Genomic DNA, 16778 nt, shown 5'->3' on the forward strand with positions numbered 1-16778 from the left:
ATCTTGGTCTGGCTTATCGAGATTCTCGAATAGCCACTGTGGCGCCGGTCACAATGGTTAACAAATCGGCGATGGCGAGAAATTTATCCGGGACGGCGCGGTTGCGGCAGCAGGCTGTGGAAGACGAACGAGCAGAGCGTCGCCCACAAGGCGCCCGCGCACCAGCCGGCGACGACGTCGCTCGGCCAGTGCACCCCCAGATAGACCCGCGAGCAGCCGATCAGCAGGGTCAGCGTGATCGCCGCCGCCTGGACATAAAGCCGCACCGGCCGCGCCGGCTGGGCACGGGCGACCAGGGTCGCCAGCGTCAGGTAGACGATCGCCGAATTCATCGCATGGCCGCTCGGAAAGCTGCTGTGGCTGACCTCGACCAGATGCGGGACGATGTCGGGCCGGGGCCGCGCGAACACCGATTTTGCCAGGCTGGCGAGGATCGCCCCGAGCGAGATCGCGGCCACGACGAACAGCGCGGTGCGCGGGTTGCGGATCACCAGGAAATAGACCGCGACCAGCACGGTGAAGATCGTCAGATGGGTGACCCCGCCGAACGCGGTGATGTCGCGCATCGCGCCGAGCAGCCAGGCCGGGCCGATCGGCTGCGCCGGATCGGCGGCATCGCGCAGGCCGAGCATGATCATCCGGTCGATCGCGAAGGACTCGCCTTCGAGGATTTCGGAGGCGAGCTTGCCGAACGCGAAGACCAGCGCGGCGATGACGAGGAAGCCGATGATGACCTTGCGGTCGCTGGCCAGCGCCCTGATCCGGTCGCGCATCGTCCTCGTCTCCTTCGTCGTCATGTTGGACTGCGCCTCGCCTGGACCGAAGATCGTTCGATCGCAACGACGATCTGGCCGGACCGAACCCGCATTTCTCTGCTACGTCTTCTTCGTCATCCTGAACTTGTTTCAGGATCCACCGTGCGACGGGGGAACGTTCCCGAGTATAAGAGTAGGCGCTGAAACACGTTCAGCATGACGAGTTTTTAGAAACTCGCCGTCATCACGCCTATCCGGGCGCATCGCGCGAAAAATCACGCCGGTTTGCCGAAATTCGGAAATCCATAGCTTTGCGCGACCAGCATCGTGTGGGTGCCCGCGACATGATTGACGATCTGGATCACCTCGCGGGTGTAGCGCAGCAGCTCATAGGGATTGCGGTAGGAGGCGCTCACCAGGATGTCGAAGGCGTTCGATCCATGGATGATGCTGACATTGCTCAGCAGCAGCGGCAGGCTGCCCTCATCCGAATTCTGCTCGATCCATTTGCGTGATCGCTCGATGATCTCGGCGACGATCCGTTCCTGGGTCGGCTCGGCGCCCTCCGGATGGGCCTCCCAGCGCAGCTTTTCCTCGCGCAGCGAACTCAGGTCGACCGACACCGCGATCATCCCCTGTTCGGGCAGATGCACCTTCGCCGAATGGCCCTGCGGCCATAGGATCTCCGAGATCGCATCGTCGCCGACCAGCCGCGTCAGCGCCTTGGCGACCGCCTGCCGCTCGAGCTCGGTCAGCCCTTCGCCGCTTTCCTTCTCGAAATATTTGAGCAGCGACGGGCTGGCGAGGAAAGACTGGCGGTCGTGGAGGCGGGGAAATTCGGCGGCGAGCGCGCGCAATATGCGCTCCGACGATCCGATACGGGGTGCTGCAACCGGTCCGCGGCGTTTCATCAAGGATCCTGACTTCGTGACAACCCGATGACAGCGATAGAGGCTGCCGCGCCCGATGGAAGAGGCTTATTCGGTTAATACAGTGCGGATGTACCCGAAATGAAGCAGTTTCGGCTCCGCCTACCGGTAGCGGCTCGGCGCGACCCCGAGCGCGCGGCGGAACATCGTCGAGAAGCTTGCGGGGCTGTCATATCCCAGGTCGAGCGCGATCGTCGTCACCGGCTCGCCGGCGGCCAGCCGGGGCAGCGCTGCCGCGAGGCAGGCCTGCTGGCGCCATTCGGCGAAGCTCATGCCGGTCTCGCGCCGGAACAGCCGGGTGAAGCTGCGGCGATTCATCGCCAGCGCGTCGGCCCATTGATCGATCGCGCTGTGCGCGTCGGGCCGTTCGAGGAAATCATGGCAGTGCGCCGCGAGCCGCGGATGCGCGGGGAAGGGGACCGCGAGCGGGATCAGCGGCGCGCGCTCGATCTCGGCGACCAGCAGCCGCATTGCCAGCCCGTCGCGCCCGTCTTCGTCATAGTCGACCGGCATGCCGGCCGCCTCGGACAGCAGCGCGCCGAGCAGCGGCGATACTCCGATCACCCGACAGGCCGGACCCAGCGCGGCGCTCGCCGAGGGCGCGATCATCACGCTGCGGGTGCTGACGGTGCCGATCATCCGCACCGCATGCGGTGTCCCTTGCGGGATCCACACCGCGCGTTCGGGCGGCGCCACCCAGGCGCCCTGCGGGGTGCTGACCGCGATCACGCCCGTCGCGGCATGGAGCAGCTGGCCGCGCCGGTGGCTGTGCATCGCCAGTTCGAACGATGGCGGATAGTCGTTGCCGACCCCGAACACCGCGCGGTCGACATGATCATGGGCGTCGGGATTGCGCTGCACGATTTCTCCGCGCTTTGGCCTGTTCTCGAAAGTGGATGGCCCATAGCATGAAGCGGGACAGATTCGAACCTGCTAGGCGAGCCGCTTGATCGAAGGAAGACGATGATGGCGACGACAGGTATGAACAGCGGCGAGCCGGGCCGGCCGGGGACGGCCGATGCGAATGCGACGGTGTTCGCGGTGCTGATCGCGATCAGCTTCTGTCACCTGATCAACGACATGATGCAGTCGCTGCTGCCGGCGATCTATCCGGCGCTCAAGACCGATCTCGGCCTGAGCTTCGGGCAGATCGGACTGGTGACGCTGGTCTATCAGATCACCGCCTCGATCCTCCAGCCGCTGATCGGTCTCTATGCCGACAAGCGGCCGGTGCCGATGGCGCTGCCGTTCGGGACGCTGTTCTCGCTCGCCGGGCTGATGGTGCTGTCGGTCGCGCATGGCTATGCGGTGGTGCTGGTGGGAGCGTCTTTGCTCGGCATGGGATCGTCGGTGTTCCACCCCGAATCCTCGCGGGTCGCGCGGATGGCGGGCGGGCGGCGCCACGGCCTCGCCCAGTCGCTGTTCCAGGTCGGCGGCAATGCCGGCCAGGCGCTGGGGCCGCTTGCCGCCGCGATCGTGGTGGTGCGCTGGGGCCAGTCGAGCCTCCATTTCTTCGCGCTGCTCGCCTTGCTGTCGGGCGCGGTGCTGTGGAATGTCGGGATGTGGTACAAGCATCACGGCCTCGCCCGGCTGCGCGCCGGCGCGAAGGCGCGGCCGGCGCTGGCGCTGCCCGGCGGCGTCGCGCGGCGCGGTATCCTGGTGCTGCTGGCGCTGATCTTCTCGAAATATGTCTATCTCGCCAGCCTGACGAGCTACTTCACCTTTTACCTGATCCACCGTTTCGGGGTGTCGGTGCAGGTGGCCCAACTCCATCTGTTCGTCTTCCTCGGCGCGGTCGCGGTCGGGACGGTCGCCGGCGGGCCGCTCGGCGACCGGTTCGGGCGCAAATATGTGATCTGGTTCTCGATCCTCGGCGCGCTGCCCTTCACCCTGCTGCTGCCGCACGCCAGCCTGTTCTGGACCGGGCCGATCACCGTCGCGATCGGGCTGATCCTCGCCTCGGCCTTCCCCGCGATCGTCGTGTTCGCGCAGGAACTGGTGCCCGGCAAGGTCGGGATGATCGCCGGGCTGTTCTTCGGCTTCTCGTTCGGCATGGGCGGCATCGGCGCCGCAGCACTCGGCTGGCTTGCCGACTATACGAGCATCGAGACCGTCTATCGGGTCTGCGCCTTCCTGCCGCTGATCGGGCTGCTGTGCGCCTTCCTGCCGAACATCGAGCGGATGCGCGCCGCGGACTGATCGAGCGCCGGGGCGGTCTCGCGTCCCCCGATCGCGAAGGCGGCTATCGACAAGTCGACGATCTCACCCACATGATCTCATTGAGATCATGTGGGTGAGATCGTCGATGTCCGGAAATCTTCATGTTCGCAATCTCGAGGACGACGTCATCCTGCGGCTGCGCCGCCGGGCGGCGCGGCACGGCCGTTCGGTGGAAGCGGAACATCGGGAAATATTGCGGCAGGCGGTCTCCAGCGAGGTCGAGCCGAATTTTGTCGAACTCGCGGCGGAAATGCGGGCGCTGACCGCCAGGCAGGCTCAGACGCCTTCGGAAGAGTTGTTGCGCGAGATGCGTGACGAAAGGTGAGCCGGCTGGTCGTCGATGCGAGCGTGGCCGTCAAATGGGTCGTCACCGAAGAGGCGACGTCCGAGGCGGTGTCGCTGCTGGAAGTTCCCGGGCTGGCCGCGCCGGACCTGCTGATACCCGAATGCTCGAATATCCTCTGGAAAAAGGTCGGCCGATCCTAACTGCGGAAAGTGCGGCAGGCCGACCCGGCGCTGCACGCGGCGATCGCCTCGTTGCGCGAAGTCGCCAGCGGTCTCGAAGGTACGAATTAACGGTCCAACTTTCCGCATACCCGCCGGCCATCCCTCGCTCCGGCTTCCACCGGAGCGAGAAAGAGCGGCTTTCGCAAGCCGGGTCAGCCGATCGCCGGCCCGCTCATCATCATCGCGTTGAACTGGTCGACCCAGCCATGTTCGTTGGGGCCGGGATTGGCGCGCATCTGCGGAGCGGGGTCGACGAGGATCTCGATCGCGCCGGCGCCGAGCTGTTCGATCGCGCCGTCGATGAAGGTCGCCAGCGGGATCGCCCGTTCCTCCTCCTCGCTGCCCAGCAACTCGGTGCGGACCCAGGGTGGGGCGATCTCGATCACCTTGACCCCGGCATCGGCGAGCAGGAAGCGCTGCGACAGCGCGAAACTGTGGAGCGCCGCCTTGGTCGCCGAATAGACCGCGGTCAGCGCCAGCGGCACGAAGCCGAGCACCGACGAGACATAGGCGATCGCGGCATCGTCGCGGGCCTTGAGATGCTCGATCAGCGCCGAGGTCATCCGGATCGGCCCGACCAGGTTGGTGTCGATCGTCGAGGTCAGGATCGTCTCGTCGACCGGGCCCTGCGCCTGGTCGGGGATCATGATCCCGGCATTGTTGATCAGTATGTTGAGCGCGGGATAGTCGGCGATCAGCTTCGCCGCGACCGTCGCGATGCTGGCGGGATCGGCGATGTCGAGTTCGACCGCGGCCATGCCGGGGTTGGCGTCGATCACCGCCTGCAGCCGGTCCTTGCGGCGCCCCGAGATGATCACCTGGTTGCCGAGCCGGTGCAGCGCCTCGGCGAGGCCGCGGCCGATGCCCGATCCGCCGCCGGTGATGAAGATGGTGTTGCCGGTGAGTTTCATGCGAAGTCTCCTGGGATGTGGTTCAGCGCGCGGCCGCGAAGCGGGCGGCGGGGCTGGCGTGCGAGAGATTGGGGCCGAGCGCCTGGCGGGCGGCTTCGAACGCGGCCCAGTCGGCGGGGTCGGGCAGCGACGGGATGGTGACGACCTCGCCCTGGTCGAGTCCGGCGAGCGCGGCGTCGACCATGTCCTCGGCCGACATCACGATCGCCTGCGGAAGATGGTCTACCGGGGTTCCGGCGATGTCCCAGAACTCGGTCGCGGTCGCCCCCGGCAGCACCGCCTGGACGCGCAATCCCTTGCCGGCCAGTTCATGCTGGAGGGACTGGGTGAGCGCGAGCACGAACGCCTTGCTGCCGCCATAGACGCCGTTGAGCAGTTCGGGCGCGACCGCGACGATCGAGGCGATGTTGACGATCGTGCCGGCGCCGCGTGCGGCGAAGGCGGGGGCGACGGCATAGGCCAGCCGCATCGGCGCGGTGACGTTGAGTTCGATCATCGCCTCCATCGCGTCGATATCGGCGTCGAGCAGCGGCGCGGTCCCGCCGACCCCGGCATTGTTGACCAGCAAAGTGATGCTGGCGTCGGTCCGCAGGATCGTCTCGACCCGCGCGCGGTCGGCGCGATCGGTCAGGTCGGCGCGGACGGTCTCGACCGCGCGGCCGGTGCGATCGGTGATCGCGCTTGCCAGCGCCGCCAGCCGCTCGGCGTTGCGCGCGACCAGGATCAGGTCGTAGCCGCGCCGCGCCAGCCGGTCGGCATAGACCGCGCCGATCCCCGAGGATGCGCCGGTGATCAGCGCGGTGCCCTTATGCTCATATGCCATATCATGTCTCCGTGGCCGGCCGGACTGGCTGGCGTCGCCGACCGATCTAGGCGCGCTGGCGTTCGGCCGTTATGTCGTATATGCCACCTTTTAGGACATCGCCCTTTTGTCCGATGGAGACTCGTCGATGCTGCGTATCGGATTCGTGCTGACCCCCGATTTCCAGCTGATGAGCCTGGCCGCGATGTCGGTGTTCGAGTTTGCTAATGTCGCGGCGGGCGAATCGCTTTACGACATCCATCTCCTGTCGGAGGAAGGCGGCCCGCTCGCCAGTTCGGTGCGGATGCGGATCGACACCGATCGGTTCGACGACCCGCATTTCGACACGTTGATCTTCGGCAGCGGCGTCGACCGGCGTGCGGCGAGCCCGGCGATGATCGCCTTCGCGCAGGCGGGCATGGGTGCGGCGCGGCGGGTCGCATCGATCTGCATGGGCGCCTTCCTGCTCGCCGATGCCGGGATTCTCGACGGGCGGCGGGCGACCACCCACTGGATCGCTGCGCGCGAGCTGCAGAAGAGCTTTCCCAGGGTGAAGATGGAGGAGGATCGGATCTTCATCGTCGACGGCCCGGTGTGGACCTCGGCGGGGATGAGCGCCGGGATCGACATGGCGCTGGGGATGATCGAGAAGGATTTCGGGCATGAACTGGCACGATCGGTCGCGCAGAAGCTGGTGCTCCATCACCGCCGCGGCGGCGGCCAGTCGCAGCACAGCGCGCTGCTCGAGATCGACGCCAAGTCCGACCGCATCCAGAGCGCGCTGATCTTCGCCAAGAATAATCTCAGGCTGCCGCTGACCGTCGAGCAGCTTGCCGACGCCGCGCATCTGAGCCCGCGCCAGTTCAGCCGCGCCTTCCGCGCCGAAACCGGCCAGTCGCCGGCCAAGGCGGTCGAGACTCTGCGGCTCGAAGCGGCGCGGGTGATGATGGAGCAGAGCCGCCACCCGGTCGAGACGGTCGCCGCCGAAACCGGCTTCGCCGACCGCGAGCGCATGCGCCGCGCCTTCGTGCGCGCCTTCGGCCAGCCGCCCCAGGTGATCCGCCGCAACGCGCGGATGTCTTCGCTGGCCGAGGATGAGGCCGAGGCGATGGAGCTGATCTGACGAGACGGCCTATCGGGTCTGGGCCTTCTTGCCGCTCACCGGGCTGCTGGGCGCCTGCCGATCGAGACGCAGGGATATCCCGGATCAGGTCCGAAATGGCGAACTCGGGAAAGCACGGCGTCGACCATGCTCAAATCCCGTCATAGCTGAACGTCCACATCGCCGACGCTTGGGCGCCCTTGTCGCCGCTGCGCTGCAACCGCCCGACCACCGTGTAGCGCGCGCCGTTCTTCAACGGCCCCGACGGCATCAGCGCCGCCGTGCGCGGCGAGACGTAGAGGATCACCGGATAGCCATCGTCGGTGGTCATGCTCACCGCAGTGTAACCCAGCTCGCCGCCCAATATCCGCGCGTTGACCTGACCGATGCCGGCCGGCGGGTTCAGGCTGGTGATCTTGCCGCTGACCCGGAGCAGGCTGCCGAGCGGCTGGTCGGTCTCGGCATTGAACGGGCGCCTGGTCTTCAGCCGCTCGTCATTGACTTGCTTATAGTGGTCGAGCAGCGCGCCGAGCGTCTGATAGCGGATCGTCCACTGGGTATGTTCGGCGTTGGACAGCGTCAGATTGAAGATGTTGAACAGATTGTCGGTCCAGCCCTGGCACCCGTCGCCATCGTCGCAATAGCCCCAGGCCGCGTCGATCCAGTTGAGCAGCTGCGCCTTGGGGTTCGAGAATTCGGCTTCCTTGGCGAGGCCAGGGCCGAACGCCACCGCCGCCTGCCGCTGCCGCGGCGCCACCACCACCACCGCGCCATTGCCGACGTCGAGCTTGCCGACCCGCAACTGCCGCATCATTGCCCAGGCATAGTCGTCGGCCGACAGGCCATGCAGGTCCTTCACCACCAGGATCGTGAACTCGACCCCGACATTCTTCGCCAGCGCGTAGAGCTTGGCGTCGATCGCCTTCGCCCGGACGGGATCGAGCTTGCCGGTCTCGTCGATGATGAAACGGCCATATTTGAAGGGGATCGATCCCGGCGCGGGCAGCGCCGCCGCGGCCGACGCGATCTGCACCGGCGATGCCGGGCGCTGGGGAGCGGTGGCGGGGTCGGGGGGCGGGGAGGCGCTGCCGCCCGCGCACCCGCTGCCGCCCGCCTGTTGGCAGGCCTGGACCCAGCCCTGGCGGATCGCCTCGGCACGCTGCTGCTTGGCCGGGTGGCTCGGGCTCGCATGGTCGCTGCCGACGGTCAGGATCATCTGGGTCGCGTCGTTCAGCGGCGCGCCCATCTTCTGCAGCACGAAGCCGCTGAACTTGTCGGCCTCCAGCTCGATTTCGGGGCGGCTCCCGCCGGGCACGATCGTATGCCCCGACAGATGATGCGCGATCTCGTGCGCCATCACGCTGATCGGCCCCCACGGATTGCCGCCGACCCGCGCCTCGGCCGTCGCCATGAAGCGCGGATTGAAGGCGATCACCCGCTGCGGAATCCGGTTGCGGTCGAGCAGGATCACCGCTGCGGCATTGTCGACCGGGCCCGACACGACGACGAAATTGGCGGGCAGGCCGGTGAAGCCCATGATCCGCCGCACCGCGAGCGAACAGTCGTTGGGCGCGGTGCCGGTCAGGGTCTGCGCGTCGGCGGTGACCGGCGATCCGTCATAGGAACAGGCCTGCAGCGTCGATGCGATCGCCTCGACCTTCTGCGATCCCGACAGCGCGCCGGTGGCCTGCTCCTTGTCCTTCGACCCGCATCCTGCGAGCAGCAGCGCCGCCAGCGATGCCGTCAGCCCCGTCGATGCCATCACCGTCCGTCGCATGATCCCTCCTATACCCAGGGTCTCGGCCCTATCGGCTCACCAGCCACAGGATCGCCAACGCATAGACGCGCAGAAGGACCCAGCTCGCGCCGACATAGATCAGGCAGGCGAGCAGCAGCCTGGGCCAGTCGCGCTTGAGGTCGAGCAGGAAGAACTGGCGATAGGCGATGCCGACCACCAGCAGCTTGATCGCATAGAGATAATATTGCGACGCGGCTTTGTGCCACAGGATGAAGTCGGGACTGCGCCAGATCAACGTCGGCAGCAGGTTGATGATGATCGCCGCCAGGATGATGTTCTGGCAGAAGATCGACAGTACGCCATGCTCGATCGCATTATAGCCGAGCCTGCGTCCGAACACCGTCCACGATCCCAGGAAGATCGCGACGATGCCGAGCGAAAAGCTCCAGTTGGCATAGGCCATCACCCGCTGCGCCATGCGGTCGACATCGGCATTCTGGCCGGCGAATTCGTAATGGCCGAAATAGCGGTTGGCGGCGAGCATCAGCACCAGCGCCGCGACCAGCGCGATCATCAGCTTGAGCGGGTGCATATGCGCGCTGCGCCGCCCCAGCACGAACTCGCGCGCCACCCGCCCGGGCGACAGCACCAGCCTGACGACCGTCCGCGCCTGCGCGATCTCGAACAGCCGGACCCGGTCCCAGGTCTCGAGCCCGATATCCTTCCAGACCAACCGCTTCGCGGCCTTCTGCCCGCACTGGCTGCAATAGGGCGTCGTCAGCGGCGCGTCGCAGTTGCGGCACAGCGACGCCTCGAACCACCCCGCCTCGACCGCGGCCTCGGGCATCGGCGCGTGCGACGCGCCCTTGGCCTCCCGGATGATATCGCCCGCCCGCCGCCAGATTCGCATAGGCTCCCTCGACGGACCGTGCCGCCGATGAGCGAAACCCGCGATGACGCCGCGGGTTGCAATCGGGACCGCGGTGCGACCTTATCCGCAGCGCCTGCGCACGAGACAGGTCATCGTCTCGTTGTCGACCATTCGTTTTTTCTTATATCGCGGCCGGGGCGTGGGCGCCGCTTACAGCATGATCTGTCCGCCATCGGCATTGATCGTCTGGCCGGTGACATAATGGCCCTCGTCGCTGGCGAGGAACACCGCGATCGGCGCGATATCCTCGTCGGGGCGGCCGAAGCGCCGCAGCGAAATCTCGTCATAATATTTCTGCGCGCGCACCGGATCGGCGTTGAGCGCCTTTTCGGCCGAGGGGCTGAGCGCGGCCGGGTTGATCACGTTCACCCTGATGCCGAACTGGCCCCATTCACGCGCCGCCGACCGCGACAGTCCGCGGATGCCCTCCTTGTTGGCGCCGTAGATGCCGTCGCCGGGTTCGCCGTAGATGCCCTGGCGGGTGCCGAAGTTGAGCACCGATCCGCCGCGCTCGCGCAGATGAGGGAAGGCGGCCTGCATATGGTAGAGCGTGCCGAACAGCCCCGATCCGAAGGTCAGCGCGATCGACTCGTCGGTGATGTCCTCGATCTTCGCCTGCCGGGTCGCCTGGGCGTTGTTGGCGAGGATGTCGATCCGGCCGAAATGCTCGACCGCGGTGGCGATCGTCCGGTTGGCGTCGTCGCGGCTGGCGACGTCGGCCTGGACCCCGATCACCCGCGCGCCCTGCCGTTCGAGTTCATGTGTTGCCGCCTCGATCGCGTCGGCGCGCCGGCTCGAGATCACCACCGCGGCGCCCTCGCGGGCGTAGGCGCGGGCCAGCGCCAGCCCGATCCCCTGGCTGCCACCGGTGACGATCGCGACTTTCCCGACCAACCTGTTCATGCCCGTCTCCTCATCTCTTATCGGTCGTCGGCCTCGCCGGGCTTGAGCCGTGCGACGGGGGACGCGCCCGAGCGCGTCTTGAGGTCGAACCCGATCGGGTCGACCCCGTCCTCAAGCTGGATCCCGAACGCGGCGATCCCCCAGCCGAGCATCACATATTGGCCGAGGGTGAAGATCAGATCCATCAGCTGCGGGGTGTCGTAATGGCGCGCGAGCGTCGCCCAGGTCGTGTCGGTCACCCGCGAATGCGCGCGGAGTTCGTCGACGCAGCGCAGCAGCGCGGCATCGGCCTCGCTCCACGATCCGGCGTCGGGGCCGACCCCGATCGCGGCGATCTGCTCGATCGTCATGCCGAGCTTGAGCGCATAGCCGACATGATAATGCCATTCATAATGCGAGCGCAGATGCCAGGCGATCCGCAGCGTCACCAGCTCGCGCGCCCAGGCCGGGGCGCTGTTGGCGATCAGCACATGCCTGCCGAAGTTGTTGAACGCCATGGCGAGCGGCGGGTGGTTCGCCATCACCATCTGCATATTGGTCTTCGACCCCTGCTCCCAGGCATCGGGCTCGCCCCAGAAGGCGAACACCTCGCGTGCCGCGTCGGTCCACTGCTCGCGTGGCAGCGGCGCGATCCGCACGGCCGGTTCGGTCTCCATCGCTCCCCTCGCTTTCCGCACGTCCGATCGGCGCAGGCGACCTCGAAATCGCTCTGATTTAAGCGAGTGCCTAACATTGCCGTGCGAAGCGAGTCAACGCTGGCGGGCAGGGTTCAGGCACATGCCCAATGGCGTTTCACGCCGACCCGCTCTCTTCCAACTTTCCGAAATATGCCGAATTCCGCACCTCGACCGGAATCCCCGAGAAGCGCGGCATGAAGTTGATCGGTTCGAGATAGCGATCGAGCGAGGTCAGCCGCCCGGTGTAGCTGCCGCGCCGCGCGGGCGGCTCGTCGCCTTCGAGCGTCCCGAAGAAATGGGTCATCGACACCACCCCGCGCCGCAGCCGGTCCTCGCCCTTGGCGATCCCGGCGATCCGGCCATGCTCCGAGACGATCTCGATCGCATCCCCGTCGGCGAGGCCGAGCGTGTGCATGTCGTCGGGATTGAGATAGGCGAAGTTGACCGGATATTTGCGCCGCGCCCCGCGCGACCCGACATAGGCGCCGTTCATCGCCTCGAGGATCCGCCGGCAGGTCAGCCTGAACGCGAAGCGGTCATCGTTGGCTTCGTGCAGCACCGCGTCGAGTTCGGCGGCGACGTCGGGCGGGCACAGCGCGAGCCGGGCGCCGTCGTCGGCGACCGCCTCGACATGGCGCGGCGGCAGGTCGGGCCGCACTCCGCCTGGATGGGCGAGCAGATCGTCGAAGTCGACCACCCCTTCGCCGCACAGGAAGCGCGCCAGATCCTCGGCCGCCGGAGGGGCGTCGATGCCCAGTGGCAGGCCGCGCGGGATCGCGTCGAACTGCTGGCCATAGCTCCAATATTTGAAGGTCAGCGGCAGCTTCATCCGCGCGGCGATGCCCCAATAGACCTCCCAGTCGTCGATCGTCCCGGCCGGGCGCGGCACCACCGGCCGGGCATATTGGGCGAAGGGGCGGGGGTAGAGCGCGTCGCCGGGGATCGAGATGTCGTGGCGCTCGAACGGCTGGCTGGTCGCGATCACATAATGCGAGCGGCGCCCGGTCTCGTTCATCCGCGCGTCGATCGACACCAGCAGGTCGAGCGCCTCGAACGCCGGCAGCGCCCGCGCCGGATCGCCCAGCCCCATCAGCGGATCGCCGCCGAGCACGATCAGCGCGCGGATCCGGTCGGGGCCGGGGGCGAGGATCTCCTGCGGCAGCAGCGCGGTCGGGAATTCGCCGTAGATCGCGCCGATGTCGGCGGTCCGGCATTTCACCCCGCGCTCCCAGCTCCGCGTCGGCGGCACCACGGTCGCGCGCGGCGCGCCGGGCTTGAGGCTGCCCGGATTGCGGATCAGGTCGCCCGCGCGGCGATAGCCGCCGACCAGCGCGTTGACCGCCTCGATCATATGGTCGTTGAGGTTCGAGTGCGCCGACATCGACGGCCCGCTGCCGCTGCCGACGAACGGCCGCCGCGCCTCGCCGATCCATCGCGCGGCCTGCTCGATCTGTTCGACCGGCACGTCGGCGCGCGCCGACGCCATCGCCGGCGTGAACGGGGCGACCGCCGCGCGCAGCTCGTCGAGCTGGCCGACGAAGCGGTCGCAGAAGCCGCGGTCGTACGTCCCGTCGCGTAGCAGGATATGCGCGATCGCCGCGAACAGCGCCGCGTCCTGGCCGGGCAACGGCTGGATCAGCAGGTCGGCATAGCGCGCGGTCTCGGTGCGGCGCGGGTCGATAACGATCATCCGCATGCCGCGCTCGCGCGCCGCGGCATAGGCCTTGCCCGGCGCGCCGCTTTCGCCCGGCGCGAACGGGAAGGTCTGGTGGCTGACCACCGGGTTGTTGCCGACGATCACCGCGAGATCGACATCGTCGAGCCGCGGCTTGCCGCTCGCCATCACCCCCATCCGTCCCGCGGTCACCCATTTGGCCGATTGGTCGATCGTCATCGTCGAGAAGAAATTGGGGGTGCCGATCGCCGCTTGGAAGGCGCGCTCCATCAGCCCGCCCAGCGTGCTGCGATAGGCGCCGGTGCCATGATAGAAGGCGACTGCGCGCGGGCCGTGGCGATCGACCAGCACCGACAATCGCGCGGCGATCTCGTCGAGCGCGCGGTCGGCGGCGATCTCGGACCACTCGCCCGCCGGGCTGCGCTTGCGGCTGGTCAGCAGCCGGTCCTCCGCGCCATTGTGGAAGTCGGCCGCGGCGAGGCCCTTGGGGCAGAGATAGGCACCATAAGGCGAGGCGCTGCCGTCGCCTGTGACCCCGGTGATGCGCTCGTCCTCGACGGTCAGCTCCATCGAGCAGAGCGCCCCGCAATTGCGGCAGAAGCTTTTGACCTTGGTCGCCATGGCGGCTTTCCTTGCCGGTGCGACGGGCTAGCCCGCCAGCCGCGCCGCCACCAGCTCGCGCAGCATCGTCACCTTGACCTTGCCGCTGCCGGTCACCGCGAAATCGGCCTCGTCGAAGAACAGGATCTCGCGCGGCACCTTGAAGCTCGCCAGCCGCTCGCGGACGAAGGCGCGGATCGTCTCGGCGTCGAGCGCGGCGTCGTCCTGCGGCACGATGCAGCTCACCACCTTCTCGCCGAGCATGTCGTCGGGGATGCCGACCGTCTGGCTGTTCTTGATCCCGGGATAATGGGCGATCACCGCATCGATCTCGAGCGGCGAGACATTGGCGCCGCCGGTCTTGATGATCTCGGTCAGCCGGCCTTCCCAGAACAGCCGCCCGGTCTCGTCGACATAGCCGCCGTCGCCGGTGCAGAAATAGCCCTCGTCGTCGAACGTCGCCTCGATCGTCTTGCCGACATAGCCGATCATCAGCGTCGGCCCCTTGAGGCACAGCTCGCCACGCGTCCCGCGCGGGACGATCGCGCCGGTCTCGGGATCGACGATCTTGAGGATGTTGCCGGGCAGCGGCCGGCCGAAGCTGCCGAGCGCGACCTCGACCGCATTGTTGCTCTCGGCGGCGGTGTTGATCGTCAGCGTCTCGGTGGTGCCGAACGCCATCCCCAGCCGCCAGTCGCTGGCGACGCTGGGATGCTCGGACAGCGCGGTGTCCTGGCGGACATAATGGAGGCTGCTGAGATCGGCGTCGGCCCAGCGATTGGTCGCCTGCAGCCGCGCCCATTGGTGCGGCCGGCCGATCGGCATCGTCACCCGCTCGCGCTCCATCAGGTCGAGCGCGGCCTCGGCCTCGAAGATCGGCTGGAGGACGACCGCGCCGCCGGTCGACAGCGCGGCGCCGACCACCATCGAGATATTGCCCGACCAGAAGAAGCCGTTGCCGGTCCAGCTCCGCACCTCCCAGCGCGACGGGTCGACGTCCATGATCCGCGGCCAGCGCCACCACTGGAGCGCCAGCGCGCGCTGGGCGTGGAGGATGCCCTTGGGCAGGCTGGTGGTGCCCGACGAGAAGAACAGTGCGCCGGTGTCGCTCGGATGGACGCTGGCGGCGCGCGCCTCGACCCGCGCGGGATCGACCGACTGCCCCGCGGCGAGGAAGTCGGTCCAGAACTCGATCGCGGCGGCGGGGGCGGGGACGTCGCCCGGCGCGGTGGTGACGCTGTCGAGCGCGACCAGCCGCTGCAGGAAGGGATAGCGCGCCGACGCGAGCGTGCCCGGCGCGGCGGTGGCGATCCGCGGTTCGAGTTCGGCCAGCAGCGCGCCGAAGTCCTTGCCGAGCACCTGCCGGTCGAACAGCAGCAGCGACACGTTCGAGGCCTTGAGCAGATGGTCCATCTCATAGGGCGTCGAGAAGGTGCTGAGCGCGACGATCACCCCGCCCGCGAGCGCGATCCCGAAGGCCGAGGCGATGAACTCGGGCCGGTTGGTCATCAGGATGCCGACCCGGGCATCCTTGCCGACCCCGGCGGCGATCAGCGCGCGGGCGACCTCGACCGAGCGCTCCCACAGCTCGGCATAGCTCCAGGCGATCCGCTCGCCGGCCAGCCGCATCACCAGCGCCTCGCGCTCGGCGAAGCGCGCGGTCACCTCGCGGGCATAGCCGGCGACGGTGAGCGCGCCGATGCCGGGCTCCTCGACGAGCGGCAGCCCGCGCACCAGCGAGAGCGCGGACGGCGCGGCGAAGGCGTTCGCGTCGGCCATCAATAGGGCAGTTCGACGTCGGCCTTGCCGGTCAGGATGATGTCGCCATCCTGGGTCGTCATCGTCAGCTTCACCTGGACGACCGGCACGCCATAAGGCGACAGCTCGGTCTTCTCGATCACCTCGCCGTCGACATAGGTGACGTCGCCCTCGAACGCCGGGCTGCGGAACTGGGTCTTCGAATGCCAGACATAGCCGTCATGGCCGGCCCAGTAAGCGATGGTGTCGAGGAACCAGGCGTTCATCGACGCGCCATAGCCATAGGCGCCGCCCATCCCGACCTTCTCGGCCTTGTCGGGGTTGATATGGCCGCTCGACGGGCCGTGATAGAGGCCGTCGCCCATCCGCGGGTCGATCTTGCGGGCATCATGGTCGTAGGACATCGTCTTGCCGAAGCCGGCGTCTTCCTTGGCCGGGTCGTGGACGCCCTCGGGGACGTTCCAGCGCCAGGTCCCCCAGATATTCTGGCGGTGCGCGCGGCATTCATTGGCGAAGCTCACCACCGAATGCGGGCCTATCACCCGGCGCGGCAGCTTGTCGCCGACCTGGACGTCGGCGAAGCGCGGCGAGCGGCCCTCGCGGTTGGAGAGGATCCATTCGTGGCGCAGCCGGGCGATCTCCTCGACATCGGCCTGGGTCCAGCGCTTGGGCGCGCGCTTGTCCTTGCCGTAGACCCCGCGCTTGTTGGCCTCCTCGGTCAGGTAACGGATCGCGGTCGCGCGCTCTTTGGCGACCAGCGCGCCATGCTGGTTGCGGTGGACGGTGTCGCCGCGCGCGAACATCGTCGGGCCGGCGAAGGCGGTGTCGGTGACGCTATAGCCGTCGAAACGGCGCGCCTGGGTCAGCTTGTCGCCGGGGCGGACCGGGGTGCCGTAGAACCACCATTCCTCGCCCGCGAAGATCAGATGGGTGCCCGGGACATTGCCGACACAGGCGGGGTGGCAGCCATGGCCATAGTCCATCGCGACGGTGAAGGATTGCGGCGCGACCAGGCCGCCGAACTTCGACGCCTTGGCGAACTCCTCGTCCCAGTGGATCGGGTTGGGATAGTCCATCGCCTGGACCCAGCGGCGGATGTCGGTGCCGTTGCAGGGCTCCCACATCTCGGCGAAGATCACCGGCTTGCCGACCCACTGGTCGACGTCGCTGGTGTCGAGGCTGACGGTAGGGGCGGGCTTGTCCTCGACGGCGGCTTGATCGGCCATGTCACTCTCCGGCATGCGGTTCATCGTTCGGACTGGTGATAGTC

16 protein-coding genes are annotated in these 16778 nt (G+C 67.6%); 4 read left to right on the forward strand and 12 right to left on the reverse strand.

All coding sequences use genetic code 11. From position 1 onward, the window contains the following. Positions 1 to 83: 83 nt before the first annotated feature. From AC1RM6_RS01990 to AC1RM6_RS02000, 3 genes are all read right to left on the reverse strand, one after another. Positions 84 to 797: a phosphatase PAP2 family protein gene (locus AC1RM6_RS01990; RefSeq protein WP_493097912.1), complete on the reverse strand. Its 714-nt coding sequence runs from the start codon at positions 795 to 797 to the stop codon at positions 84 to 86. A gap of 233 nt (positions 798 to 1030) precedes the next feature. Continuing rightward, a complete protein-coding gene (locus AC1RM6_RS01995; RefSeq protein WP_493097913.1) occupies positions 1031 to 1666 on the reverse strand; it encodes a hypothetical protein in 636 nt (211 codons plus the stop codon). A gap of 120 nt (positions 1667 to 1786) precedes the next feature. Continuing rightward, positions 1787 to 2545, reverse strand: coding sequence for an AraC family transcriptional regulator (locus tag AC1RM6_RS02000; protein WP_493097914.1), 759 nt, complete (start codon positions 2543 to 2545; stop codon positions 1787 to 1789). A 105-nt stretch (positions 2546 to 2650) separates the two neighbouring features. Here AC1RM6_RS02000 and AC1RM6_RS02005 point away from each other — a divergent pair, with 105 nt between their 5' ends. From AC1RM6_RS02005 to AC1RM6_RS02015, 3 genes are all read left to right on the forward strand, one after another. After that, positions 2651 to 3883, forward strand: a complete 1233-nt coding sequence (locus AC1RM6_RS02005; RefSeq protein WP_493097915.1) for an MFS transporter — start codon at positions 2651 to 2653, stop codon at positions 3881 to 3883. Between the two features lie 106 nt (positions 3884 to 3989). Next, entirely contained in the window at positions 3990 to 4229 is a 240-nt protein-coding gene (locus AC1RM6_RS02010) for a FitA-like ribbon-helix-helix domain-containing protein (RefSeq protein ID WP_493097916.1), read from the forward strand. Next, positions 4226 to 4390 carry a type II toxin-antitoxin system VapC family toxin gene (locus tag AC1RM6_RS02015; RefSeq protein ID WP_493097917.1) on the forward strand — a complete coding sequence of 55 codons (165 nt, stop codon included), beginning with the start codon at positions 4226 to 4228 and terminating at the stop codon, positions 4388 to 4390. Before AC1RM6_RS02010 ends, AC1RM6_RS02015 begins: the two co-directional genes overlap by 4 nt. Positions 4391 to 4563: 173 nt before the next feature. On the opposite strand, the gene AC1RM6_RS02020 is transcribed toward AC1RM6_RS02015, so the two are convergent. Further along, on the reverse strand, positions 4564 to 5322 hold the full coding sequence (locus AC1RM6_RS02020; RefSeq protein WP_493097918.1) for an SDR family oxidoreductase: 759 nt from the start codon (positions 5320 to 5322) through the stop codon (positions 4564 to 4566). Positions 5323 to 5344: 22 nt separating this feature from the next. Then, positions 5345 to 6145 (reverse strand): SDR family NAD(P)-dependent oxidoreductase, encoded by an 801-nt coding sequence (locus AC1RM6_RS02025; RefSeq protein WP_493097919.1) that lies wholly within the window; start codon positions 6143 to 6145, stop codon positions 5345 to 5347. A 127-nt stretch (positions 6146 to 6272) separates the two neighbouring features. Between AC1RM6_RS02025 and AC1RM6_RS02030 the strand changes: the two genes are divergently transcribed. Next, complete coding sequence (locus AC1RM6_RS02030) at positions 6273 to 7247, forward strand: GlxA family transcriptional regulator (protein WP_493097920.1); 975 nt, start codon at positions 6273 to 6275, stop codon at positions 7245 to 7247. A 130-nt stretch (positions 7248 to 7377) separates the two neighbouring features. On the opposite strand, the gene AC1RM6_RS02035 is transcribed toward AC1RM6_RS02030, so the two are convergent. The 7 genes from AC1RM6_RS02035 to AC1RM6_RS02065 form a co-directional block, all read right to left on the reverse strand. Continuing rightward, positions 7378 to 9003: a TPM domain-containing protein gene (locus AC1RM6_RS02035; RefSeq protein WP_493097921.1), complete on the reverse strand. Its 1626-nt coding sequence runs from the start codon at positions 9001 to 9003 to the stop codon at positions 7378 to 7380. Positions 9004 to 9031: 28 nt separating this feature from the next. Then, on the reverse strand, positions 9032 to 9874 hold the full coding sequence (locus tag AC1RM6_RS02040; protein WP_493097922.1) for a DUF3667 domain-containing protein: 843 nt from the start codon (positions 9872 to 9874) through the stop codon (positions 9032 to 9034). 171 nt (positions 9875 to 10045) lie between these two features. Then, positions 10046 to 10798, reverse strand: a complete 753-nt coding sequence (locus tag AC1RM6_RS02045; protein WP_493097923.1) for an SDR family NAD(P)-dependent oxidoreductase — start codon at positions 10796 to 10798, stop codon at positions 10046 to 10048. Positions 10799 to 10815: 17 nt separating this feature from the next. Next, positions 10816 to 11454 carry a carboxymuconolactone decarboxylase family protein gene (locus AC1RM6_RS02050; RefSeq protein WP_493097924.1) on the reverse strand — a complete coding sequence of 213 codons (639 nt, stop codon included), beginning with the start codon at positions 11452 to 11454 and terminating at the stop codon, positions 10816 to 10818. 136 nt (positions 11455 to 11590) lie between these two features. Further along, positions 11591 to 13771 carry a molybdopterin-containing oxidoreductase family protein gene (locus AC1RM6_RS02055; protein WP_493097925.1) on the reverse strand — a complete coding sequence of 727 codons (2181 nt, stop codon included), beginning with the start codon at positions 13769 to 13771 and terminating at the stop codon, positions 11591 to 11593. Positions 13772 to 13798: 27 nt separating this feature from the next. After that, on the reverse strand, positions 13799 to 15529 hold the full coding sequence (locus tag AC1RM6_RS02060) for a class I adenylate-forming enzyme family protein (protein ID WP_493097926.1): 1731 nt from the start codon (positions 15527 to 15529) through the stop codon (positions 13799 to 13801). Next, entirely contained in the window at positions 15529 to 16734 is a 1206-nt protein-coding gene (locus tag AC1RM6_RS02065; RefSeq protein ID WP_493097927.1) for an FAS1-like dehydratase domain-containing protein, read from the reverse strand. The genes AC1RM6_RS02060 and AC1RM6_RS02065 overlap by 1 nt, the downstream gene beginning before the upstream one ends. Positions 16735 to 16778 lie beyond the last annotated feature (44 nt).

It is taken from the genome of Rhizorhabdus sp. GW822-FHT03C02, from assembly GCF_058801765.1.

Coding starts and splice junctions, on each gene's coding strand:
- AC1RM6_RS02025 (WP_493097919.1), bottom strand. CDS start 6,145: ATGGCATATGAGCATAAGGGCACCGCGCTGATCACCGGCGCATCCTCG.
- AC1RM6_RS02010 (WP_493097916.1), top strand. CDS start 3,990: ATGTCCGGAAATCTTCATGTTCGCAATCTCGAGGACGACGTCATCCTG.
- AC1RM6_RS02055 (WP_493097925.1), bottom strand. CDS start 13,771: ATGGCGACCAAGGTCAAAAGCTTCTGCCGCAATTGCGGGGCGCTCTGC.
- AC1RM6_RS01995 (WP_493097913.1), bottom strand. CDS start 1,666: ATGAAACGCCGCGGACCGGTTGCAGCACCCCGTATCGGATCGTCGGAG.
- AC1RM6_RS02060 (WP_493097926.1), bottom strand. CDS start 15,529: ATGGCCGACGCGAACGCCTTCGCCGCGCCGTCCGCGCTCTCGCTGGTG.
- AC1RM6_RS01990 (WP_493097912.1), bottom strand. CDS start 797: ATGACGACGAAGGAGACGAGGACGATGCGCGACCGGATCAGGGCGCTG.
- AC1RM6_RS02065 (WP_493097927.1), bottom strand. CDS start 16,734: ATGGCCGATCAAGCCGCCGTCGAGGACAAGCCCGCCCCTACCGTCAGC.
- AC1RM6_RS02035 (WP_493097921.1), bottom strand. CDS start 9,003: ATGCGACGGACGGTGATGGCATCGACGGGGCTGACGGCATCGCTGGCG.
- AC1RM6_RS02045 (WP_493097923.1), bottom strand. CDS start 10,798: ATGAACAGGTTGGTCGGGAAAGTCGCGATCGTCACCGGTGGCAGCCAG.
- AC1RM6_RS02005 (WP_493097915.1), top strand. CDS start 2,651: ATGGCGACGACAGGTATGAACAGCGGCGAGCCGGGCCGGCCGGGGACG.
- AC1RM6_RS02040 (WP_493097922.1), bottom strand. CDS start 9,874: ATGCGAATCTGGCGGCGGGCGGGCGATATCATCCGGGAGGCCAAGGGC.
- AC1RM6_RS02030 (WP_493097920.1), top strand. CDS start 6,273: ATGCTGCGTATCGGATTCGTGCTGACCCCCGATTTCCAGCTGATGAGC.
- AC1RM6_RS02020 (WP_493097918.1), bottom strand. CDS start 5,322: ATGAAACTCACCGGCAACACCATCTTCATCACCGGCGGCGGATCGGGC.
- AC1RM6_RS02050 (WP_493097924.1), bottom strand. CDS start 11,454: ATGGAGACCGAACCGGCCGTGCGGATCGCGCCGCTGCCACGCGAGCAG.